Consider the following 21,905-nt stretch of genomic DNA (forward strand, 5'->3'; position numbering starts at 1 on the left):
TTAAGCGAATTAACGGATTTAGTCAGTTAATTTTACGATTATGATTGAAAAATATTTATTATGATGATTTCATACGAGAGCTAAATTATGAACTTACAAGACTTTGAAATCCAGTATCGTGAGGCTATGGCTGAAACTCTTAATGAACTGCAAACAGCAGTTTTGTTATTAGCGCAAGTACAACAGAAAATTTCAACAATTGGCAGTTCTGTACAAAGTCTTAGCGAGTGCGTTGAAGAGTTTATTGCCGAACAAAAAGCGGAATAAACACACACCTAGCAAAAAAGTTTATCTGTGGCGACAAGTAAACTGTTCTTCAATTGCAAGGATGAGATCCTTGAGTTTTAAAGGTTTGACAAAATAGCTACATGCACCCAAACTCAGAGCTAGTTCTCGATCTGCTTTAAAAGCAAAGGCTGAAACCACAATGATAGGTATTTTTGACAAATCAGGTTTTTGCTGGACTTGTTTTAAGAGTGAATAACCGTCAATATCTGGCAATTTCAAGTCCAATAACATTAAATCAGGCTCGAATTTATCTATGGTTGAGAAAAAAGCAGAACCTTCTGATAAACTTTGGACTTCATAACCACAGTAACTTAGATAATCACTAAGTAACATCCGATTGAGGTAATGGTCTTCAACTAGTAAAATTCGTCTAACTTTGTGTGACTGCAATGGCTGATTTATATTGATTAATTGTACTGTCATTGCTACCTATTATCTGATTATCTTAATTAAAAGCTAGTAATTATTACCATAAACTCAAACAGTAGTGCATTTAAAGAGTGAAACAAATAGAAATTGTACTTGCGCGATTTAAATCAAAAGTATGAATCAATTAAATTTAGCTGCACTAGAGGAATCTGCTTTGATTTCTGAAATTATTTGCGTAGGGAGGGAACGGGGAACAAGGAATAAAAGTGTACTGAGTTTTTTTCAAAATTCAAACACGATTCCTATACAATACTAAAATGATAGTATTATTAAATGTATTTAAATCAAAAATTAATCTTTTTTTTACTAATTTTTTATAATCTAGAGTATTAAGTTAACTTCTGTTTTTACAAATTTAGTTGCCTAAATTTTATAAGTAAAACTACTTAAGTAATACTGGTACTAATATTATGGTAATAGCCCTTCCTGAAGCCGTGAGGGTAAGCAATACTATTGTGCAAAATCCATATTATAAACAAATTAACTTGCTAGGCACATACAGATGTACAATTTTGCAACCGATTCATTTGTTGCAAGTATTTTTAGAAATAGTATAACCTAGAAGATTAAATTTATTATAGCTGCAAGAAATTATTCATCAAAAAAGGGAGCTAACAGCTCCCTTACTTATTTTTTGGAATGGAAACCGGAGTTTCAACCAGATACTTTTTTCAATTTGCGTCGGGTAGCAAAGACACCAGCAACACCCATAAGACCAAGTATTACTGATGGTTCTGGTGCTGAGACATACTTAGGTGTTGACCAAGTATAAATTGCACTGTAGGATACGCCATCATCAGAAGCAGTAATACCGGATGCAGTGGGGTTAAAGCTATAGGCATAGTAAGTTTGACCACCAGTAACTACCTTAGCAATTTCACTAGCCGCAATTTCACCTTTATATGCATTTAATGCAGCTTGCAGAGTCAGTACATCTTTAAATGATGTGAGTTGAGAGATTTGACCTGGTAGCTGATTTTTGAGAGTATTCAGTTGAGAAATTTGACCTGGCAGTGTCTGATTTTTGAAAGTATTCAAGTCAGTAATTTGACCCGACAGTTGAGTTTTAGTGGTATTAAGTTGAGAGATTTGACTCGTCAGTTGAGTTTTGGTGGTATTGAGTTGAGAGATTTGACCCGTAAGTTGAGTTTTGGTGGTATTGAGTTGAGAGATTTGACCCGTAAGTTGAGTTTTGGTGGTATTAAGTTGAGAGATTTGACTCGTCAGTTGAGTTTTGGTGGTATTGAGTTGAGTGATTTGATTCGTCAGTTGAGTTTTGGTGGTATTTAGTGGAGTGATTTGATTCGTCAGTTGAGTTTTGGTATTATTTAGTGAAGTGATTTGATTCGTCAGTGTTTGCCTTTTTAGTGCATTGGCTGGAGTGTTAGGAGTTGTATCCAGTTGTTTTTGCAGTGATGCAATTTGTCCGGGAATTGCGTCCAGTTGTGTTTGCAGTGGTGCAATTTGTCCGAGAGTTGTGTCCAGTTGTTTTTGCAGTGTGGTAATCTGTCCGGGAATTGCGTCCAGTTGTGTTTGCAGTGTGGTAATCTGTCCGGGAATTGCATCCAGTTTTGTTTGTAGTGGTGCAATTTGTCCGGGAATTGCGTTCAGCTGTGTTTGCAGTGTGGTAATCTGTCCGGGAATTGCGTCCAGTTTTGTTTGCAGTGTGGTAATCTGTCCGGGAATTGCGTTCAGCTGTGTTTGTAGTTGTGGAATTGAACTTTCAAGTTGTGAAAGGGTTGGTTGAGTTGTTTGTTGAGGAAACTGTGATTTAATTGCATTCCACTTTTCATCAACCTTAGTAGAAATAGTTGTTGCAAGTTTAGTCTTTACATCCAAGTGACCAACTAACTTCAGTTCCACACCACCATTTTGACCAAATTGGAAACCACCAATGTTAGGATCTCCCATTCCCAAGGAAGGAAAATAATTAGTTATTAGTGATTTGCTGTCGGCTGAAAACCCGTTCCAAACTGATTGAAATGGTGTGTAGGTACTCAATAAATCGCCTAGCCATTGCGAACCAAAACTATTCCAGTCATTAGCAGTGACACTACTAACGGTGGCTTTATAGGTTCCTTTTGTAGCGGTAAAGCCAACATTAGAATTCGGGGTTTCGCTACTATACCAAAGCTCGACGTTAGAACTAGAGTCGTTGTCTGTCAAAGCTTTGATGGCAGATTTAGTACCACCTTTTACATTCCCTTTAATGAAGGTACCATTTGAGCCACCAGTGTAAGTGTTAATTTCTCCTGTATTATTGAATTCAAAGGATGTAGCCTGTGCTGGGGCAGTGGCAAGAGCGCTTACACCAATAGCCATTGAGGCACCAATTACAAGTGTCTGAAAAGTCGTTTTCATTGTTTTCAAGTCTCTGTCAGTTTGGAAGTTAAGTTTTAAACTACTGTCGTTTTTAGGCTTGGGCTGTCTTGACCACGGGCTTTTTGGCAATACTGCTGCTTAAAAGCACGACCTGTATTGTTAGCCGTCTTTGGTATCTGAGCGTACAAACCCAGTTTAAGAAACGGAGAGACCTGATTGGGTGAAGTTACTGCCGATTATCAATAAAAAGATGAAGAATGTTTTGACAGTTTTATACGTTTAATTACATATTTTAAGCATTTAGCATAGTTATAAAAATTACTATATAATATTTTCCAGTTCAGTACAATACGGTAGGAACACATAAATGTGTGCCCCCACCGTATGTTCCATTGGTAAACTTTGCCACTACAAATCTTTGGCGTTCAGCTTGAGAAGAAATTTAATGAAGAAACTCAGCCATTCTTTCTACAGCAATTTCTAACAAAGGTGGCTCATGCACCAAGGCAAAACGGACATACCCTTCTCCAGATTTGCCAAAGCCAGCACCTGGAGAAACTGCTACACCAGTTTGTTTGACTAGCTGGGTACAAAATTCTACAGAGTTTTCACTCCAAGGTGAGGGCAATTTTGCCCAGATGTACATTGTGGCTTCGGGAGTGGGAACATTCCAGCCAATACGGTGTAAAGCATTGATGAAAGCATCACGCCGCCTCTGGAAGGTGATAACAGCAGATTTTACGCCAGATTGAGGGCCAGTTAAGGCAGCGATCGCACCATTCAAAATTCCCCGATACTGATTAAAATCAACGGCGGCTTTTACCTGGCGTAAGGCGTTAATTAACTGGGCATTACCGATGGCATAGCCAATGCGGAAGCCACCCATATTGTAGGACTTGGAAAGGGTGAAAAATTCAATCGAGACGCTTTTTTCTGGATCGGCTTGCAGAATTGAAGGGACTAAGGACGGGGCATTGAGCATTAGTGATTCTCCTCTGCTCCTCTGCTCCTCTGCTCCTCTGCTCCTCTGCTCCCCAGTTTCCCCAAAGACCAAATCTACGTAGGGGAAATCGTGAACTAACACGAGATTGTGTTGTTGGCAGAAGGCTACAGCTTCTTGGAAAAAAGATAAAGGTGCGATCGCAGCAGTGGGATTATGAGGATAACTTAATACCATCATCCGCGACTGAGCCAAGACTGGGGCAGGAATATCAGCAAACACTGGTAAAAAACCATTTTCTGCCAGTAGTGGCATCGGGTAGATTTGACCGCTGGCTAGGTAGACTCCCCCCGCATGGGAGGGATAACCTGGATCGAGCAACAGGGCAAAATCTCCTGGGTTGAGTATTGCTAGAGGTAAATGGGCTGTGCCTTCTTGAGAACCAATTAGAGGTAGTACCTCAGTTTGAGGATCGACTTTGATGCCAAATTTTTGTTCGTACCAGTTGGCCGCGGCTTCGCGGAATCCTTGTGTACCGTTAAATAGCAAATAGCCGTGGGTACTGCGATCGTGGAGAGATTGGGCGATCGCCTCAATAACGTGGGCCTCGGCTGGTAAATCAGAAGACCCCAACGACAAATCAATTACCTCTCGTCCAGCAGCCAAAGCGACTGCCTTGGCTCTGTCCATATCAGCAAATACATTCGATTTTAGGGGTTGTAAACGTTTTGCAAACTGTATGTTAGTCATTAGTAATTAGTCATTAGTCATTAGTCATTAGTCATTGGTCATTTGCTATTGCTATGAACTATGAACTATTGACTAATTACTATTTAAGTGGGTATCTAAGAGAGCAAGTAATTTCTCTTTGCCGATGACTCCCTCGGTGGATATCAAAACTTCCTCGCCTTGAAATAGTCTGAGGGCGGGTACACCTTCAATTTGGTACTGCTTAACAGTCAGTGGGTTGGGGTCGATTTCCATTTTAACGACTTTGAGGCGATCGCTATATTCGCTGGCAGCTGAGTTAATCGCGGGCGACATCAATTGACAAGGCCCACACCAGGAAGCCCAAAAATAAACTAATACAGGCTGCTCGGCTTTTAACACTTCGGTTTCAAATTCAGCATCGGTTATGGTGATTACAGCCTTACTCATTGCAGTCTCCATCAGGTGGCGATCGAAGTTGGCACACACAATACTTTATCCCAAAGTCGTCAATAGTCCATAGTTAATAATTTATAGTGATTAGGATTGTTAACTATTGACTAATGACGTAAAATCCCACAGCCAACAGGTGTGGGACTATGCTTAAATAAATTTTCTGTCAATTTTACAGCTGATCCAATTGCTTGCGTAAGGAATCTAACTCAGCATCAACCACCTCATTAGATTTAGGAGCAGTGGCTTCTTGTTGTGGTGGCAGTTGGGCTTGATTTTGTGGAGCGGCGGGTGGTAACATTTGCGCTTTCAAAGCTGCCAATTCATCATCAACATCGCTACTACCTTCCAATCGAGCAAATTGACTTTCTAAATCAGCACCTGCTAACTCTTGCCCTGCCTGGGCCCGGGCTTCTTGCATCAAGACTTTTTCTTCCATCCGCTCGAAGGCAGACATTGCACTACTAGTATTCATCCCACGCACCATGCCTTCGAGTTGCTCTTGGGCTTTAGCAGTGGTGATTCTAGCTTTGAGCATTTCTTTCTTGGTTTTAGCCTCAGAAATTTTGCTTTCCAGCTGGATTAAGTTGCGCTTGAGAGTTTCAACTTGAGTGCTTTGTGTATCTAAACTAGCTTTGAGGGATGTGCTGCTGTCAGTATAAGTTTTCTTACGCTCTAGAGCTTGTCGTGCAAGATTCTCATCACCTTTTTGCAGCGCCAGTTGAGCATTGCGTTGCCACTTATTGATTTCATTTTGGGCATCATTATACTGTTTTTCACTGCGTTTTTGGGCGGCGATCGCTTGAGCTACTCCCTGACGCAGCTGTACCAAGTCTTCCTGCATTTCCAGGATGGCTTGCTCTAGCATTTTTTCGGGGTCTTCGGCTTTGTTAACCAGGTCGTTGAGGTTAGAACTAACTACTCGCTTAATGCGATCGAATAATCCCATAACTTTGTTTTTCCTTGTGTGATTTACGCTTTTTGTTGGACAGTTAGCTTTTTTACTTTTTTATAGCTACCGATTTCAATGTAATCTTTCCAGTTTTAACCAGTACCTCCTAACAACTCTTAATTGTTAAGATATCGCCAAACTGGGGTAATTAGTAGAACTTTAATAATCCTGAGTTTTGGGTAACTGCTGTTGGGGAGGCTGCTCTGTCTTTTGGCTCTCCTCAGTTAAGATTTTGTGCTGTGTGTTTTCTGACTGCTTGAAAACCTGCACCTTCATCGCTGCCAATTCGGTATCTACATCATTAGATTCTAAAGAAGTAAATTGTGTTTCCAAGTCGTCGCTACTAAGTTGAGCTATGGCTTCTGATTGAGCTTCTATCTGGGAAACTTTTTCTTCCATGCGCTCAAAGGCACTCAGACTGTTATTAGCAGAAACTCCGCCGAGCATTTCTTGGAGGCGATAAGACGCTTCAGCAGAACGGGCGCGGGCAATATACATATCTTTTTTAGTTTTCGCCTCGGAAATTTTTAACTCTAGCGATCGCATATCCTTTTTTAGCCTAGCAACTATCTCGTTTTGCTGCTCTATCTGCGAAAAGAGGGCTGTACTAGTTTCTTTATAGGCTTGGCGCTTGGTCAAAGCTTCACGTGCTAGAGGTTCATTACCTTGTTGCAGGGCCAATTGGGCGCGGCGATACCATTCTTCTGTTTGAGATTGGGCAGCCGCTGCTTGTCGTTCAGTCCGTTTCTGGGTAGCGATCGCTTGTGCTACACCCTGCCGCAACTGCACCAGATTTTCCTGCATTTCCAGGACAGCTTGCTCTAAAATCTTTTCTGGATCTTCTGCACCACCGATCAAACTATTGAGATTAGCGCGAATCACCCGCAGGATACGCTTGATTAATTCCATATCGGCTCTCCAAGGAAATCCAGTTCTGAGTGCTGAGTTCTGAGTGCTGAGTTCTGAGTGCTGAGTATAATTATTCTTTTTTGTCTTTGTCATAGGGTAGTTATGAGTTATGGAGTACTGAGTGCCTAATTAAAGTTTTGAGTATAATATTTTTTGTTGTGGGGTCGTAAACAAACAATATTTTGTCTCTTTGTCTCTACCACTCAGCACTCAGCACTCCCTACTCAGCACTCAATTAACTCAGGACTGTTATCTCATGGTATCGTAGATTTTTGCAATTCATGGCTGCTGAACTCGTGCCTTGATTCCCTTTGCTTCTAACAGTTTCATCTGTTGTTTTACTTGCTCTTTAGTTTTAAAAGCACCCAGATAAATCAATTCTTTGTTAGGCGATAAATAAGCATCAGGAATTACCTGCCGTGCTGAGGCAAAAGCTGCACCTTTATTATCTATCACTACATGATAAAACCCATCTGTTGCTGGCTTGATTTCTGCATCTGGCTTTGGTGAGGTTGCGATTGGCTTGGGCGAGGTTTTTGTCGGTGAGGTGGGAGGTAAATTTAGGGGAGGCAAGGATTTTAGTGTCGGTACTGGTGCTAAAGCGATCGGGTTAGTCGGTTGGGCTGTATTGGGGTTAGACAATGCCCCTTGAGGATTTGCGGGGTTTTGGGGAACAACTGGATTAGGCACTACTGCGGGGGTTGGTTGGACTTTGGGTTTTAAGCCTACTACATCATTGGGATCTCTGACTTCAGGAAACTCTTCAGTAGCTAGATTGGGATATTTGGGTATAGATGTGCTTGGTGGTTGAATTTGAGGTGGGACATTACTGCCAACTTCCTCGGAATTTTCTGGTGTGGGAGAGGAGTTGCCGTTAAATAAATTGCCTAAATTCCATTGTGGCAAGCTTTTGGGATTGAAGACTGCATAACCCAAGATCAGACTAGCCACCAATAGCAGCAACATGGAGCCAATACCCAAAGGTGATAGCAGACTGTCGTTAGAATTACTTGGTTTCTTGGTTTCTGGTTGTTCTTCTGTCAGACTTCGCAGCAGTGCTTCACTAGATTCTAAATAGTCATCTGGGTGCTTGGGACTATCATCTGCCTGCAAGTGATTTTCACTTTTAGTATTTTTAACGATCGCTGGCACAATGCTGCTACTAAAGTTGGGTGGGGGTGGTGGGAGTTGAGTTTGTGTTTTAGCTGCATTGGAGGTTGAAGGTGCATTAAGATTATTCAGTTCCTCAGTTTTTGCCGTAGCTGGTGCTGGGTTCATCTTAGGATTCACAGCTACAGATGCCGGGGAGACATCAATTTTTGCCGTAGCTGGCGCTGGATTCATCTCAGGATTCACAGCTACAGATGCAGGCGATACGTTGGTTTTAATTTCCGTTGCTGATGACTGAGTTGCGCCCAATATTGTCGAAATGGTAGTTAACGGTTGGGGTTGTCCGCTGATGTAACTTGCAACACGGGACTGCTTAGATGACACCAAACCAGTTCGCGTGCGTCGGTATCGAGCTAACTCTTGATCTAGCGGCACCTCTAAACTTGCTAGTGCTGCTGCTAGTACTGGTTTCAACCCAGGTGTTTTAGACGATTGATGAGTACTGGAGTCGTTCAGGGGGTTTTGAGTCATTGTCTTTGTGCCTCAAACGTAGATTACTGGAATCAACTTTTAGATATATTTTGTGACAATAGTAGCGGAAATTATTTAAATAGATAGAGTGGGCATTGGGCACAAGAGGCAGAGGTGCGGAGGAGCAGAGGGGCAGAGGGGAAAGACTTACTGCTACTTCTCCTCTGCTCCCCTGCTCCCTTGCTCCCCTGCTTTCCACTCTTCACTCCCCACTTTGAATAATGTCGTTGAAATCAATTAATGATGTTTTAAGGATTCTGGAAAAGCAGTCGAAATGGCAGGAGCAACCATTTCAACGCCTGCTCAAGTGTTGGGCAGAAGTTGTTGGCCCAGTGGTTGCCGCAAATACTCGACCATTATCGATTCAACGTGATGTTTTGTCGGTAGCAACTTCTAGTGCTGCTTGGGCACAAAACCTGACTTTTGGCCGCACATCTCTACTTTTAAAGTTGAATAAAAAGCTGCCAACGCCTTTGGTTGATATTCGCTTCTCTACTGCTGGCTGGCAGAATCCGTCGGTAGAAAGAAAACAGCAACAAACGGTTTCGCCCCATGAGCATCCCAGTTACCTTGGTGATGAGATTAACCGCCCTGATGCTATACCCGTTAAAGATGTGAATGCGGCTTTTGGACATTGGACGAAGATTGTGCGATCGCGATCGCATGGCTTACCCCTTTGTCCCCAGTGCCAATCTCCCACCCCACCCGGTGAACTCCAGCGCTGGGAAGTCTGTTCTGTCTGTGCTGCTAAACAGTTTTCAAAGCAAAATAGTTGAGCGATTATTCGTTGAGCAGAGTTTATCCTGAAATAACTTGCTGCCATTACATCAAATTTTTCTGATTCTTGAGAAAAAGTATAATTTGCCGATAAAATATGTCAAATGTGGTATGTCAAGCAGACTATTTATGCGAAATTCTATGCCTTAAGCCATCCTTAAGGAGGAATTTAAAAGCCTGAATAAATCAAAAGCTTTAGTTTTAGTCTTGATCCCTAATAAGTTTTAGACGATACCTATATGTAAATGCTCTAGGAATTATTTAAATATATAACAAGATTATAAAAATATCCTGAAGTTTATTTTTTACTTGGGATCGCTGAAACCTATAGAAAATAATGACTTTTTGGCTTTTCTCCGTCTTTATATATAGAAGCAGAATATAAAGATGAAATTCAGCCAGAAACAACATTAAAGATGAATCCGAATGAAACCCATTAAAGTTTTAGCATCTGCCTGTAGATATTGTCGTCATTACCAGCCAGAAGGTCGCCGTGGTGGAACGTGCCAGCAGTTGGGCGCACCAGTTCAAGCGACTTGGAAGGCTTGCTCCTTGGCGCTTCCACCTTTTGCACCTTCTTGGGAAACCTTAGAAGATGCTTGGGGTTTACCAGATGCAGCTCCAGTTTTAACATCTTGTCAATCTCTAGCCTCAGATTTAGATAATGTTGCTCTTGCCCCTCTAGAGGAAATAACGGCCTCTATATCTGAACAGGTAAAAACTAAAGCAGTGGTCATTTAGTTATCCTTTATTACTGGACTGAGTTTGTAGTCTGCTTAAAATAAGATTTGTTTTTAAGATTTTTAGTACTGTAAAAGTTGATATCTACAAAAATCGCATCTCATTGAAGGGTGCGATTTTTGCAATTTTAAGGCAACCAAGGAAAAGAGCGGAAATCTGGTGGACGCTTTTCGAGAAAGGCTTGTTTACCCTCAGCTCCTTCTTCTGTCATGTAATAAAGTAGGGTGGCGTTGCCAGCGAGTTCTTGTAAACCAGCTTGTCCATCACAATCAGCGTTAAAGGCGGCTTTGAGACATCGAATTGCGATCGGACTTTTTTCTAAAATCTCCTGTGCCCATTGAATACCTTCCGCTTCTAGTTGTTCTACTGGGACTATGCAATTAATTAAGCCCATATCTAGCGCTTGTTGTGCATCATATTGGCGGCAGAGAAACCAAATTTCTCTAGCTTTTTTTTGTCCCACAACGCGGGCGAGATAGCTGGCTCCAAAACCACCGTCGAAACTGCCGACTTTCGGGCCAGTCTGTCCGAAAATAGCGTTATCGGCGGCAATGGTAAGGTCGCAAATTAAGTGTAGGACGTGTCCACCACCGATCGCATATCCAGCTACTAGGGCAATCACTACTTTCGGCATCGAACGAATCAGGCGTTGTAAGTCCAGCACATTTAAGCGGGGGATGCCAGTATCGTCCACATAACCCGCATGTCCCCGCACACTTTGATCGCCACCAGAACAGAAGGCATATTTGCCATCAGTATGTGGGCCATAACCAGTAAATAGGACAACACCAATAGTAGTATCTTCACGAGCATTACAGAAAGCGTCGTACAGTTCAAAGACTGTTTCAGGACGGAAAGCATTGCGTTTATGGGGACGGTTGATGGTGATTTTCGCAATGCCATCGGTTTTTTGATACAGAATATCTTCGTAGGTTTTGGCAGTTTGCCAGTTAATTTGCATTGGTATGGAGTGCGCTGTTGTGCTTGAGAATTTTATCGCGGACGTAGGCACAAGCGATACCTGCGGTAGGCTACGCCTACGCTAAAATTAGTGTCTCAAGCCTTTACAATCTGGTGATTGTCTGGGTGTTGAGGAATAAAAATGCGACGTGACACCATCTTCTATAAATTATTTAAGCAATTTCCTGGTTTGCTATTTGAATTAGTAGATGAACCACCCCCAGAAGCGGAGAACTACCAGTTTGAATCAGTTGAGGTGAAAGAAACGGCGTTTCGGATTGATGGAGTATTTTTACCTCCCGCTAATGCAGTTTCCAAAACCGTCTTTTTTGCAGAAGTCCAGTTTCAGAAGGACGAAGACTTATATCACCGCTTCTTTAGTGAATTGTTTTTGTTTCTCTACCGCCACTCTATCCGCTACGATGACTGGTTTGGAGTCATAATTTTTGGTTCTCGCAGCCTGGAACCTTCTTCCTCTTCGATTCACCGTACTTTGTTGGAAAGTGGTCAAGTCAGGCGGGTTTATCTGGATGAGTTGGGGGATTTGCGACAACAATCTTTGGGATTAGGTTTGATGTTGCTGACAAATGTTACTTCTGAAACCGAAGCAGTGGAAGGGGCACGGTTTTTGCTAGAACAAGCACGGCAACAATCGGAGCAAGCGATAATTGATTTAGTGACGACGATTATCGTCTACAAATTTTCTAACCTGAGTCGAGAGGAGATTGCAGCAATGTTGGGACTGAATTTGGAAGAACCACGGGCGATTCGGGAAGCGAAGGAAGAAGAAGCGCGATCGCTCATCTTACGACTGTTAAACCGACGGGTAGGTGCGGTTCCTGAACAGCTTCAGCGCCAGATTCAAGTGTTGTCGCTAGAACAGTCTGAAGCTTTATGTGATGCTTTGTTAGATTTCTCTACTCTTGCTGATTTGGAAGGGTGGTTACAAGGTGAAGTAAGGGGGTAAGTTTCACCCACAGACGCAAAGGAGGAGAGCGATCGCTAAAATTGTTGGTAACGACGATTATTGTCTACAAGTTTTCTACCCTAAGTCGAGACGAGATTGCAACGATGTTGGGACTGAATTTGGAAGAACCACGGGCTATTCGGGAAGCGAAGGAAGAAGGAGAAAGAACGATCGTTTTACGGCTATTAAATCGGCGCGTGGGTAATATTTCTGATGCGCTTCTGTCCCAGATGCAAGGGTTATCGGTGGAACAGTTGGAAGCGTTAGCTTTGGTGTTTTTTATAGAGTTATGTGCTTTATAGTTAAAAGATTGTATCGATTATGGCATTGGAGATTGTCCTTTGATTTCATTCAGTAGCTACAAAGTAACTGCATCTAAGTGGATTACCATATTTGACTCACCATTTTACCCTGATTCTTTAGATGAAGCTAAAATGCTCTACGAGAAAGTTTTGGAGCGTTTCATAGAATTGGTAGACGAAGCAACAAACTCTGCAAATTTACTCGAAATCATTACAAAAGAGCCTGATCCTTTACGTATTCAACTTCTTAGAGTATTTCGGAGGTATGTATCACCAGATACGACAGTAGAAATGACCAAGAAAAAACGTGATATTCCTAATATAATTAACGACTTTGGTGATAGATTTCGTAGTTTAGAAGAGGTTAGAAGAAACTTGCAAAGTCGTCCTGTACCCGATGAAACTCTAATGGCTCTTCTTTTAGAACAGAGTAAACGGGGACAAAAAGGCTATGACTTGACAGAAGCGTTTTTCTTATGGTTTGACAGAGTATTTGGTAAAAACTATATAATTCGGGGGCCAGTTCGTGCTGGAAAAGATGTAATGCTTGATAAGGTTTTGGATAATTGGGAAGCTCAAACTCCAGCAGATATTTTTATATCTCGATTAGATGGAACCCCCTTAGTAGTTGGATTTGCTCGGTATGACTCTGATAGAGGAGGTTCTCAAGAAGATGATCGGACTGGTGGAAATCGAGATAAAGCAACTGATATTCTCAGATATGCTGATACATATAAAGTGGCTTTAAAAGTATTTTTTTTGAATGATGGGCCAGGATTACTACTAGGATCTATGTGGAATGATTATGCTCGTCTAGAAAGTTATGGTAGTGGCAAAATAATGGTATGCACTCTGAAAATGCTTGATGAGAGATTTACACAAGATTGGCTTGAAAGTTGAGTTTTCTATCCCACTCATGTATTACAGTATCAGAGATAAACTCTAATTCTGGTGTTTCTTCAATATATAAATCTAGACCACTTCGTAAAATTCTATTTATACCTATCAAGCACTTTTGTTCATGTTTAGGGGAACTATTTCCGTTAATGAAGTCACCCATTATTTCTGTTCCGTTAACTAAACGCTGAACTATTGTAGCTATAGCAAGTTGCGAATTATCAATAGCTATCCATTTTCTACCTAACTCTTCAGCTACAGCAGCAGTAGTACCACTTCCCGCGAATGCATCTAACACAATATCTCCCTGATTAGATGAGGCTAGAATTATTCGTTTGATCATATCTGGATTTTTTTCTGTTGGATAGCCAGTAATTTTAATATTTTGATTGTGAGCGTCCTTGAAGTCAAGCCAAATATCTTGGACTGAAATACCCTGGCTATTATCTAAATAAACTTTTCTTCTTGGGTTCCCTGTTGGTGACCAGTAAATCTCTCCGCGTGCATCCATTTCGTCTAAAGTTTCTGGAGTATATTGCCAGTGTTTACCTGGAGGAGGTAATATTCCTCTCCAGGGTTGACCTGTTGCACCTTTTCTTACACCTGGTGCATGAACAGGAACTTTCTTATAAACTCTTCCAGTCTCCTTTTCAACATATTGATACTCTTTCTTTGCAGTAGTTTCAGTCCAAGGGTTAAAAGGCTGATTCCATATATAATTATCTGTTTTTGTGTAAAATAGAATGTAGTCAGCGGTGTTTCCGTACTGTTTACGTGTATAGTTTTTTGGGTTACATTTTTTTCTTGTAATCAAATTGCGAAAGTTTTTAGAACCAAAAATTTCATCCATTATAATTTTGACAGCACAAGCCATCTTGTCATCTAAATGTATATAAATAGAACCTTCATCTGATAAAAGTTCTCTTAATAAAACCAGTCGTTGACGTAAAAACTCTAAATATTCTGCACCTTCCATTAGGTCGTGGTAAGCATGGTCTCTTTGACGAGACTCAAAACTACTCCCTGTTGCATAGGGGGGGTCAATATAAATCAAACTAACTTTACCCGCGATAGTATCATCGTTCAAGAATGAACTAAGAACTCTTAAATTCTCTCCATAGATGAGTCTGTTTCTTGGATGTTCATCTATACTGATTATGCGATTTAACTTGGCTACAGGAATTTTTAATATATCCTCTATAGGAATTTTCCCTTCATATTCCAGACGAAAAGGAATTACATTTTGTTTTTGACTTTTACGACTATTTCGACTAGGTATTCCTGTTGCCATTTGAGTTAATATTTTATTCTACTTCTTTTCTACTATTATTTATTTATAAAAACTTATCTAAGTCTTTTTGTCTGATACGCCAAATTCTTGACCCCACTTTTGTAGCTTTAAGATTATTTGATAATATCCATCTTTGCAGAGTTATTTGGTAAATACAAAGAAGTTAAGCTACTTCAATAGTTGTCAAAAACAAAATATCTTCTTCATTATTGTTATATTTTGCATTTTGTTGCATTTGTCGCTGAACTCGCTATTGTACTACTAATTCTAATACTTTGCAAGGGTGAGCAACGCTAGTAATTAAAACACTTGTGGTCAAGTGATTTTAAATTTGATGCCACAAATGCTGTGTTTTTATACTCCTATTCAGTAACACCTAATGAGATAGTTAAATTGCAATATTTGCAGCAAAATTTTTCAATTTATCTTGTCGCCACTTAGCATCTAGTTTCCGATTTGTCTGCAACTCTAAAACCCGAATTCCTGTAGCTGGTAGCGAGTTTAATCTTTGCTGCAACTGCTGCCAAGAAGTGATCAAGTCATGCTGCACATTATAAGTAGCGCACAACTGAGCAAAATCAATATCCTGGGGAGTGCCAAAAAACTCTTCAAATGGTGGGTCAAATTTGGCAATGGGTAACATTTCAAAAATACCACCGCCATTGTTATTGATTAACACAATCGTGAGATGTCCGACAAACTTATTGCGGATTAAATAACCATTGGTGTCATGTAAAAGAGCTAAATCTCCTGTTAACATCACACTACTTTGCTGGCGATGGGCAATTCCTAAAGCTGTGGATAATGTACCATCAATGCCATTTGCACCCCGGTTAAAGTGCGATCGCACTCCTAAATTATTCGGTTTCCAGAAATATTCTACATCCCGCACAGGCATACTATTGGCAATAAACAGAGGCGTTCCTGGCGGTAAAAGCTGAGAAATTAACCAAGCTGCTTTACTCTCAATGATTTCATCTATTTTCCCCATCGTCTGGTCAACAACTAACCTGACTTTAGCTTCCGCATCGCACCATTGCTGCAAATAGTCTGAGGAAAAAGATAAATTTATCTCCTCTGCTTTTATATCTTCTACAAATATCCGTAAATGCGTCGTCCTCCCGTGCAAAGGGTCGAGGTTTTGGTCGCTGGGATCAATTATCCAGCGTCGCGGTTGGGTTACATCTATCCAGGTACGTAATTCTTTACTCGTAGGCATTTCTCCCACCTGAATCACCATTTCGGGCGCTAACTGCTTTGCTAGTTGCTGATTTCGCAAAATCAGGTCATAGGTAGAAATTAAATAAGGATTGAGTTCGGCATAATTTCTCACTGGGGAGAGTCCCTCAGCTAGCACTGGCCATTTGAGAGTTTGGGAAAGTTGGGCGATCGCTCTACAATATTCCTCTGGTTGCGACGGTTGGGCAACACCTGCGATGATGATACCGCGATCGCATTCTTTCCATTCTTTGGGTATGGGGCATGGGGAACTTGTACTGAGCGCAGTCGAAGTATTGGGCATGGGGGATGGATTTGCTATTCCTGCGAAAAAGTCTTCTGATTCCAAGTGCGATCGCAAATAACTCAAGTCAGTTCCATCAGGTAGAGGCGCTAAAGGATCGCGAAAGGGAATATTTAAATGTACTGGCCCCTTTGTAGGAGTTTGCGCCCTTTCCCAGCTATGAATTACCGTTTGTCGCAGATAAGCTAGCATTCCCAGATCGGCGGAGGGTAAGGCTAACTCTGTTTGCCAATTTGGGTAGCTTCCATATAATCTCAACTGATCTATAGTTTGCCCAGAGTGACAATCTCGCAATTCTGGCGGTCTATCGGTGGTTAATATCAACAGTGGTACGCGACTATATGAGGCTTCTATGACTGCTGAATAAAAATTTGCTCCTGCTGTACCAGAGGTACAAACTAGTACTACAGGGCGACCGATTGCTTTGGCTTGTCCCAAGGCAAAAAAGGCGGCGGAACGTTCATCGAGAATGGAAATCGCTTCAATCTCAGGTGCTTGTTGAGCAAAGGCGATCGCTAAGGGTGTAGAGCGCGATCCAGGACAAATGATGGCACAAGTCAATCCCAACCGCTTTAGGGTCTCTGTTAAAATATAAGCCCAAAGTTGATTAACATTCCTATAAGCGATCGGCATTAAATCAAACATAGCTATAAAACAATCTTAAATTTTAGATTTTGTCTAGGGAAATTCAATTTAAAATCCATCAATGCGGTGTTGGGTTCAATCACCGCCACGCAAGTTTCTAGGAAGGAAAACCTCCTAGCAAACTTGCTCAACTTTCTACAAAATGCACAATTTGCTCTCAAACTTTTATGGACTGCATTCATTTAACGGGAATTCGCGGCTATGGCTACACTGGGTATCTACCAGAAGAACAGGTGCTAGGACAATGGTTTGAGGTGGATGTGAGGTTATGGTTGGATATCTCCACAGCGGCCAAGACTGACGCGATCGAAGACACTTTAGATTATCGCAGCGTCATTAGCTTGACACAACATCTGATCAAAACGTCTAAATTTGTTTTGGTGGAGAAATTGGTAACAACGATCGCAGATTCTATCCTCCAAGAGTGCGATCGTGTAACAAAAGTCCAAGTCACTCTCAGCAAACCTGCTGCACCTATTCCAGACTTCGGTGGCAAAATTAGCATTGAACTGACTAAAATCAAGTCCAACCTTTAATTCGCAAAATGTGTTTTTTTCAATATCTATCAGCTAGCAAAAAACTGGGGGTTTACGTGGAGCTTGGAAGTGTCTCACAATCAGAATCTTTCTTGCCATTGGCACCAGTACCTACTGATTAGATTACCAAAAAACTAAAAAATATCGCGAGCGGCTGATGATCATTTAACTTACATATTTTCAGAGGAGAGGAATTGTGATTAAGTATTAACCAAAAACTATAGGACTAGTATTTTATTTTTAAAATACGCGTAGTGGCGTGGCAAGGCTTAAATAGTGCATCAAAAATATCTCAAATATTAATATTTGAGAAAATAACTAATTTTATATTGCACATATTTAGGCTTACCATGCTATTACCATAATGCTGATTTTTAATCATGGTTGTTATATTAATATTTTTAAGTAATACGATTTTACTAATATTTCAGATAGCTTTAGACCGCAATCTAGACCTTATCTGATATAAAAGCTGTTTACAGGTAAAACAGCATTAAACTCATTAATTACAGATGAAGATTAATTATTATTAATAATTAAGTGAATGTAGATTAATATATTACATACAAGACTTTCTAGATTTTTTCAATTATATTAAAGTAATATACTATGCTTTTACGATAAATTTTTCTTGATTAATTTGTATATAGATATTATACTTAGTATTTATACTTTGCCAAAAAAAATTATTGTATACATTTTAAAATCAGTTTTTGAGTGCTTGATAATTGCATTATAATTTGATTTTGATGTTAGTAGCATCATATTAGCTATATGAATTAATCAAAATTAGTTTTGATAAACATAGAAATTTCCAGACATTAATAACATGATGTTATTTACTCCTTAGTCAGTATTAATATCAAGCAAGAATACAGGGTAGTTAGAAATTGTTTATGATAAGATAAGCACTTTTGACTTGAGTAGACACTGACAACAAGAATCTGAACCTTAGCAAACAGGTTATCGTAACATGTTCGCCCACAAAATCCTAGTTGTTGAGGATGAAAAAAATCTAACCTCAAATATTAGAAAAACTTTACAAAAATTAGGTTATCTAGTATCAGAAATAACTGAATCTGGTGAAGAGGTAATAAAAAAGGTAGCAGAAACTCATCCACATTTAGTATTAATTGATATCTGTTTAGCTGGAGAAATAGATGGTCTCCACGTAGCGGATATTATCCAGAATCAATTCCATGTGCCTGTAGTATATCTAACAGAGTGTTCGGAATATAAAGCATTACATAAAAATCAGCTAAGTGAGCCTTTTAGTTACATAGCCAAACCATTTCTTGAAAGTGATTTACATTTTGTGATTGAAATGACACTGTACAAACATCAGAGCAAAAAAACATTATACGAAGAAAAACAGAGGTTGATGACAATTATTAATAGTATGGGTTGTGCAGTGATTGTTACCTATGCAAATGGTTGTATTGAAATGATGAATCCCATAGCAGAACTAATCACTGGTTGGAAGCAAAGTGAAGCGTTGGGGAAAGATTTAATAGAAGTCGTTAACTTAGTTAATAAAGATGTAGGAGAAAAAATTGAAAATTTAGCCACTTATGTAATCGAAGCAGGTAAAGTTTTCAATTTACCAGAAAACTGTACATTAATTACCAAAGATGGTAAAGAAATAGCGATTGGGGATAATGTTGCACCTATCCGCGATCGAGATGGCAATATTACTGGCGCGGTTTTAGTTTTTCAAGACATCACTAAACGTAAGCAGACAGAGGCACAACTGATCCGCAATGCATTTTATGATGGGTTAACAGAATTACCGAATCGTGTTTTATTTTTAGATCGGCTCAGACAAACTATTGAACGTAGCAAACGCAGAAGCGATTATTATTTTGCAGTTTTATTTTTGGATTTAGATGGCTTCAAAGAGATTAACGATCGCTTTGGGCATGGAATAGGAGATGATTTTTTAGTAGCGATCGCTAGACGTTTAGAGTCATGCTTACGTAGTGGCGATACTGTAGCACGATTTGGTGGTGATGAGTTTACTGTTCTTTTGGAGGATATTAAAGACATAACCGACGCTACCAATGTTGCCAAACGTATTCAAGACTCCTTAAGATTGCCAGTTAACCTGAATGGATATCAATTATCTGCTACGGCTAGCATTGGTATTACTTGGAATTTTAATAATTATGAGGAGCCTGCAACTCTACTACGGGATGCTGATATTGCGATGTACCAAGCTAAACGCCAGGGAAAAGCTACTTATGCCATATTTAGTTAAGGATAGAATATGATACTCTAGGCGCTACTTAGGTTATGGTATACAACCGAGAAGCCCTATAATTCTGTCATGGAAAAAACCGAAAAACAGAAAATGCTTGCAGGCGAATTATATCTGGCCGAAGATCCAGAATTGGCTGCCGACATGAAGCGAGCTAGTCGTCTGTTGCGAAGATACAATTCTACAACCGAAGAACAGCAAGAGCAACGGCAGCAAATTTTGCAAGAATTATTTGGAAAAATTGGTCAAAAAGCAGCAATTGTGCCACCCTTTCACTGTGACTATGGCAGTAATATTTTTGCTGGCGACAAATTGTATATGAACTATGGCTGTGTAATTTTAGACTGTAATACAGTTCACATTGGTGAAAATGTTTTATGCGCTCCCTATGTGCAAATTTATACCGCTTATCATCCTCTAGAGCCAGAAATTCGTCTTTCTGGTAGAGAATTAGCTGCCCCAATTAACATTGGTAATAATGTCTGGATTGGTGGCAATGCAATTATTTGTCCAGGTGTAACTATTGGTGATAACACAACCATTGGTGCTGGTAGTGTAGTTGTCAAAGATATACCTGAGAATGTTGTCGCTGCTGGCAATCCCTGCCGTGTCATTCGGTATTTATCCTAGAGTTTAAAATTTATAACCTCTAGCAATCCAATAGAGCCAGTCTGCGATCGCTTCTTGAGTTTCACTGTCAGCATCAATGGCTGCTATTTCAGATAACTTTGCAGAATATACATCATCATCCTTACCATTAATATAAGCCACTTCTACAAACATATCTTTCAAGCACTCATCGTCTGGGGCCATTCCCAATACTTCCACTTGTTTCTCCTCGACAGCACCTGATTTGCGTCCCTTCTTCGTCCATGTAGCCAAAAAGGGAAAATTCAGAGCCTCTTCGAGGTAGTAGTACCAACCCATAGCCCGGTCTTCTTTGTCTTCAGCATCTACAATAATTTCTGTTTTAATGCGATGCTCTCGGTTTTCGTCGGCTTCAACACTAGGCATAAGATAACACTTTGCGTATAATTCATTTTGATAATACTACCAAAATGTTTCTAAAATCATACTTAAATATATCTATGATGTCCGCTTAATTACTTATTAACCTCCCATCACCCCACCCTTTAATCGCTTCTTTGCAAACTCTCCACAAAAAACCGCTTGTCAATGACAAGCGGGTTTCTAGTTATGGTTCTTAAGGGGAACTTATTCGTTGCACTAAGATGCAAAATTTTTCAGAGATTAAACAAGTCTTAAGTCAGGATAATTTGCTAACACATCATCAGATGTGAGAGTATCATTTTCAGCTTGAGGAGTCCAAAGAACTTCAATTGCTAGAAGCTTGTCGCTAGGGATACTACCAATTTGCCGCAAAGCTTGACGCAAATCATCAGCACTATTAATAGCTGTGGGGATGTCAAACTTACCTAGTGTCGCCGCCAGCAAGGTGACAACAATGTATTCGCCAGGGCCTTCGGTAAATAGACGCGTGGGGTTGTCGAGTTCGCCAGCCGGAGGTAAAGCATCTTTGGCAAGGGCTGCTCTTAGCTGGTTGTTGACATTAGAAAGAGTTTCTTCGCTAAACTTGCTGCGTTCTGCCAGTGACAGTCGATTAAACTGACTTTCGGCTGAATTCAAGCTGGCTTGTTGAGTGCCACCACCTGCATATACAAAGTATTCGGGATGGCGGAGTAAAGCTAGACTGGCTTCTTGGAGAATTTCTGCTCTGCCTTCGGGAGTATTAGTATCAGCAGTTTCAGCAATGTGGTTGAGTTCATTTTGCAATTCACGGGCTTGAGCTAACAAACCTACTTGCAAACGAGTTACAGAAACAGGAGAGTTACTGCTGTAATCTGCTTCTGGTGTTTCACCGCTAGAGACGCGGCGGAAAGTTTGCAATAAGAAATTAGCGATCGCAAAGAAGATTAAGATGCTAAACAGACCACCAAATCCTCCGCCAATACCCCAGAAGGGAAGTAGGAAGGGAAAGCCAAAACCACCACCAAAGCCACCACCATAACCACCCCCAGGATAGTATCCGCCTCCGCCAGGAGGTGCATAGGTGCGCGGTGTATAGGTGCGGCTAGAAGGCGCTCTAAAGGAGCCACCACCGATACGACCCCCACTGCGGGCTGCTAACGCGCCGTCAGCGTGACCAAGAGCCAAAGCTAACACCAAGCTTAGGGCTAAGAAGGTTTTTAACAGCGGCTTGATGGTTTGTTGTAGTTTTTTACGCATAAGACAATCGCTTGAAAAACGAAATTATTATTTATGATTTCTCCCGATGGTGGGAGCAGTGTTACAGGATGTTGCTAAGGCTAGCCCGTAACAAGCAAGTTTGTAGCATTCACGTAGCATT

General features: G+C 40.6%; 22 protein-coding genes. 9 read left to right on the top strand and 13 right to left on the bottom strand.

What is annotated here, in order from left to right:
• The first annotated feature begins 87 nt into the window (after positions 1-87).
• Positions 88-267, top strand: a complete 180-nt coding sequence (locus tag V7K45_RS20350) for a hypothetical protein (protein ID WP_335006579.1) — start codon at positions 88-90, stop codon at positions 265-267.
• A gap of 21 nt (positions 268-288) precedes the next feature.
• Here V7K45_RS20350 and V7K45_RS20355 read toward each other — a convergent pair whose 3' ends face one another.
• From V7K45_RS20355 to V7K45_RS20385, 7 genes are all read right to left on the bottom strand, one after another.
• Complete coding sequence (locus V7K45_RS20355; RefSeq protein WP_335006581.1) at positions 289-711, bottom strand: response regulator; 423 nt, start codon at positions 709-711, stop codon at positions 289-291.
• A 660-nt stretch (positions 712-1,371) separates the two neighbouring features.
• Entirely contained in the window at positions 1,372-3,078 is a 1,707-nt protein-coding gene (locus tag V7K45_RS20360; protein WP_335006583.1) for an NF038130 family PEP-CTERM protein, read from the bottom strand.
• A gap of 403 nt (positions 3,079-3,481) precedes the next feature.
• Positions 3,482-4,729 (bottom strand): LL-diaminopimelate aminotransferase, encoded by a 1,248-nt coding sequence (locus V7K45_RS20365; protein WP_335006585.1) that lies wholly within the window; start codon positions 4,727-4,729, stop codon positions 3,482-3,484.
• A gap of 72 nt (positions 4,730-4,801) precedes the next feature.
• Positions 4,802-5,137 (bottom strand): thioredoxin family protein, encoded by a 336-nt coding sequence (locus V7K45_RS20370; RefSeq protein WP_335006587.1) that lies wholly within the window; start codon positions 5,135-5,137, stop codon positions 4,802-4,804.
• A 175-nt stretch (positions 5,138-5,312) separates the two neighbouring features.
• Positions 5,313-6,089 (bottom strand): PspA/IM30 family protein, encoded by a 777-nt coding sequence (locus V7K45_RS20375; protein ID WP_335006589.1) that lies wholly within the window; start codon positions 6,087-6,089, stop codon positions 5,313-5,315.
• A gap of 162 nt (positions 6,090-6,251) precedes the next feature.
• Positions 6,252-7,001, bottom strand: a complete 750-nt coding sequence (locus V7K45_RS20380) for a PspA/IM30 family protein (protein WP_335006684.1) — start codon at positions 6,999-7,001, stop codon at positions 6,252-6,254.
• Between the two features lie 279 nt (positions 7,002-7,280).
• A complete protein-coding gene (locus tag V7K45_RS20385) occupies positions 7,281-8,642 on the bottom strand; it encodes a hypothetical protein (protein WP_335006591.1) in 1,362 nt (453 codons plus the stop codon).
• A gap of 221 nt (positions 8,643-8,863) precedes the next feature.
• Here V7K45_RS20385 and V7K45_RS20390 point away from each other — a divergent pair, with 221 nt between their 5' ends.
• On the top strand, positions 8,864-9,418 hold the full coding sequence (locus tag V7K45_RS20390; protein ID WP_335006593.1) for a DUF721 domain-containing protein: 555 nt from the start codon (positions 8,864-8,866) through the stop codon (positions 9,416-9,418).
• 427 nt (positions 9,419-9,845) lie between these two features.
• Positions 9,846-10,160, top strand: coding sequence for a hypothetical protein (locus V7K45_RS20395; RefSeq protein WP_335006595.1), 315 nt, complete (start codon positions 9,846-9,848; stop codon positions 10,158-10,160).
• Between the two features lie 127 nt (positions 10,161-10,287).
• Here the strand turns inward: V7K45_RS20395 and menB are convergent, their stop codons facing one another.
• Positions 10,288-11,121 carry a 1,4-dihydroxy-2-naphthoyl-CoA synthase gene (gene menB, locus V7K45_RS20400; RefSeq protein WP_335006597.1) on the bottom strand — a complete coding sequence of 278 codons (834 nt, stop codon included), beginning with the start codon at positions 11,119-11,121 and terminating at the stop codon, positions 10,288-10,290.
• Positions 11,122-11,262: 141 nt separating this feature from the next.
• Here menB and V7K45_RS20405 point away from each other — a divergent pair, with 141 nt between their 5' ends.
• The 3 genes from V7K45_RS20405 to V7K45_RS20415 are packed head-to-tail and all read left to right on the top strand — an operon-like array spanning position 11,263 to position 13,289.
• Positions 11,263-12,087 (top strand): DUF2887 domain-containing protein, encoded by an 825-nt coding sequence (locus V7K45_RS20405; protein ID WP_335006599.1) that lies wholly within the window; start codon positions 11,263-11,265, stop codon positions 12,085-12,087.
• A gap of 44 nt (positions 12,088-12,131) precedes the next feature.
• Complete coding sequence (locus V7K45_RS20410; RefSeq protein WP_335006601.1) at positions 12,132-12,389, top strand: DUF4351 domain-containing protein; 258 nt, start codon at positions 12,132-12,134, stop codon at positions 12,387-12,389.
• A gap of 39 nt (positions 12,390-12,428) precedes the next feature.
• Positions 12,429-13,289 (top strand): hypothetical protein, encoded by an 861-nt coding sequence (locus V7K45_RS20415; protein ID WP_335006603.1) that lies wholly within the window; start codon positions 12,429-12,431, stop codon positions 13,287-13,289.
• Here V7K45_RS20415 and V7K45_RS20420 read toward each other — a convergent pair.
• The 3 genes from V7K45_RS20420 to menD form a co-directional block, all read right to left on the bottom strand.
• The gene (locus V7K45_RS20420; RefSeq protein ID WP_335006605.1) at positions 13,264-14,577 is read right to left on the bottom strand and encodes a site-specific DNA-methyltransferase; all 1,314 of its coding nucleotides are present in this window, start codon (positions 14,575-14,577) and stop codon (positions 13,264-13,266) included. The two genes, V7K45_RS20415 and V7K45_RS20420, sit on opposite strands and share 26 nt — an antisense overlap.
• 43 nt (positions 14,578-14,620) lie before the next feature.
• Complete coding sequence (locus V7K45_RS20425) at positions 14,621-14,731, bottom strand: helix-turn-helix domain-containing protein (protein ID WP_335006686.1); 111 nt, start codon at positions 14,729-14,731, stop codon at positions 14,621-14,623.
• A 234-nt stretch (positions 14,732-14,965) separates the two neighbouring features.
• A complete protein-coding gene (gene menD / locus V7K45_RS20430) occupies positions 14,966-16,744 on the bottom strand; it encodes a 2-succinyl-5-enolpyruvyl-6-hydroxy-3-cyclohexene-1-carboxylic-acid synthase (protein ID WP_335006607.1) in 1,779 nt (592 codons plus the stop codon).
• Positions 16,745-16,911: 167 nt separating this feature from the next.
• Between menD and folB the strand changes: the two genes are divergently transcribed.
• The 3 genes from folB (at position 16,912) to V7K45_RS20445 (ending at position 20,167) form a co-directional block, all read left to right on the top strand.
• Positions 16,912-17,280 carry a dihydroneopterin aldolase gene (gene folB / locus V7K45_RS20435; protein WP_335006609.1) on the top strand — a complete coding sequence of 123 codons (369 nt, stop codon included), beginning with the start codon at positions 16,912-16,914 and terminating at the stop codon, positions 17,278-17,280.
• Between the two features lie 973 nt (positions 17,281-18,253).
• Entirely contained in the window at positions 18,254-19,537 is a 1,284-nt protein-coding gene (locus V7K45_RS20440; protein ID WP_335006611.1) for a diguanylate cyclase domain-containing protein, read from the top strand.
• Positions 19,538-19,606: 69 nt separating this feature from the next.
• The gene (locus V7K45_RS20445; protein WP_335006613.1) at positions 19,607-20,167 is read left to right on the top strand and encodes a sugar O-acetyltransferase; all 561 of its coding nucleotides are present in this window, start codon (positions 19,607-19,609) and stop codon (positions 20,165-20,167) included.
• Positions 20,168-20,170: 3 nt separating this feature from the next.
• Here V7K45_RS20445 and V7K45_RS20450 read toward each other — a convergent pair whose 3' ends face one another.
• On the bottom strand, positions 20,171-20,551 hold the full coding sequence (locus tag V7K45_RS20450) for a calcium-binding protein (protein WP_335006615.1): 381 nt from the start codon (positions 20,549-20,551) through the stop codon (positions 20,171-20,173).
• Between the two features lie 237 nt (positions 20,552-20,788).
• Entirely contained in the window at positions 20,789-21,784 is a 996-nt protein-coding gene (locus tag V7K45_RS20455; protein WP_322683578.1) for a DUF1517 domain-containing protein, read from the bottom strand.
• Positions 21,785-21,905: the final 121 nt, after the last annotated feature.

This window comes from Nostoc sp. (genome assembly GCF_036917375.1).
In the GTDB taxonomy this organism is placed as follows: Bacteria; Cyanobacteriota; Cyanobacteriia; order Cyanobacteriales; family Nostocaceae; genus Nostoc.

What these genes read in the sequence shown, in the direction of transcription:
- V7K45_RS20350 (WP_335006579.1), top strand. Translation starts at nt 88, where the DNA reads ATGAACTTACAAGACTTTGAAATCCAGTATCGTGAGGCTATGGCTGAA.
- V7K45_RS20355 (WP_335006581.1), bottom strand. Translation starts at nt 711, where the DNA reads ATGACAGTACAATTAATCAATATAAATCAGCCATTGCAGTCACACAAA.
- V7K45_RS20360 (WP_335006583.1), bottom strand. Translation starts at nt 3,078, where the DNA reads ATGAAAACGACTTTTCAGACACTTGTAATTGGTGCCTCAATGGCTATT.
- V7K45_RS20365 (WP_335006585.1), bottom strand. Translation starts at nt 4,729, where the DNA reads ATGACTAACATACAGTTTGCAAAACGTTTACAACCCCTAAAATCGAAT.
- V7K45_RS20370 (WP_335006587.1), bottom strand. Translation starts at nt 5,137, where the DNA reads ATGAGTAAGGCTGTAATCACCATAACCGATGCTGAATTTGAAACCGAA.
- V7K45_RS20375 (WP_335006589.1), bottom strand. Translation starts at nt 6,089, where the DNA reads ATGGGATTATTCGATCGCATTAAGCGAGTAGTTAGTTCTAACCTCAAC.
- V7K45_RS20380 (WP_335006684.1), bottom strand. Translation starts at nt 7,001, where the DNA reads ATGGAATTAATCAAGCGTATCCTGCGGGTGATTCGCGCTAATCTCAAT.
- V7K45_RS20385 (WP_335006591.1), bottom strand. Translation starts at nt 8,642, where the DNA reads ATGACTCAAAACCCCCTGAACGACTCCAGTACTCATCAATCGTCTAAA.
- V7K45_RS20390 (WP_335006593.1), top strand. Translation starts at nt 8,864, where the DNA reads ATGTCGTTGAAATCAATTAATGATGTTTTAAGGATTCTGGAAAAGCAG.
- V7K45_RS20395 (WP_335006595.1), top strand. Translation starts at nt 9,846, where the DNA reads ATGAAACCCATTAAAGTTTTAGCATCTGCCTGTAGATATTGTCGTCAT.
- menB (WP_335006597.1), bottom strand. Translation starts at nt 11,121, where the DNA reads ATGCAAATTAACTGGCAAACTGCCAAAACCTACGAAGATATTCTGTAT.
- V7K45_RS20405 (WP_335006599.1), top strand. Translation starts at nt 11,263, where the DNA reads ATGCGACGTGACACCATCTTCTATAAATTATTTAAGCAATTTCCTGGT.
- V7K45_RS20420 (WP_335006605.1), bottom strand. Translation starts at nt 14,577, where the DNA reads ATGGCAACAGGAATACCTAGTCGAAATAGTCGTAAAAGTCAAAAACAA.
- menD (WP_335006607.1), bottom strand. Translation starts at nt 16,744, where the DNA reads ATGTTTGATTTAATGCCGATCGCTTATAGGAATGTTAATCAACTTTGG.
- folB (WP_335006609.1), top strand. Translation starts at nt 16,912, where the DNA reads ATGGACTGCATTCATTTAACGGGAATTCGCGGCTATGGCTACACTGGG.
- V7K45_RS20440 (WP_335006611.1), top strand. Translation starts at nt 18,254, where the DNA reads ATGTTCGCCCACAAAATCCTAGTTGTTGAGGATGAAAAAAATCTAACC.
- V7K45_RS20445 (WP_335006613.1), top strand. Translation starts at nt 19,607, where the DNA reads ATGGAAAAAACCGAAAAACAGAAAATGCTTGCAGGCGAATTATATCTG.
- V7K45_RS20450 (WP_335006615.1), bottom strand. Translation starts at nt 20,551, where the DNA reads ATGCCTAGTGTTGAAGCCGACGAAAACCGAGAGCATCGCATTAAAACA.
- V7K45_RS20455 (WP_322683578.1), bottom strand. Translation starts at nt 21,784, where the DNA reads ATGCGTAAAAAACTACAACAAACCATCAAGCCGCTGTTAAAAACCTTC.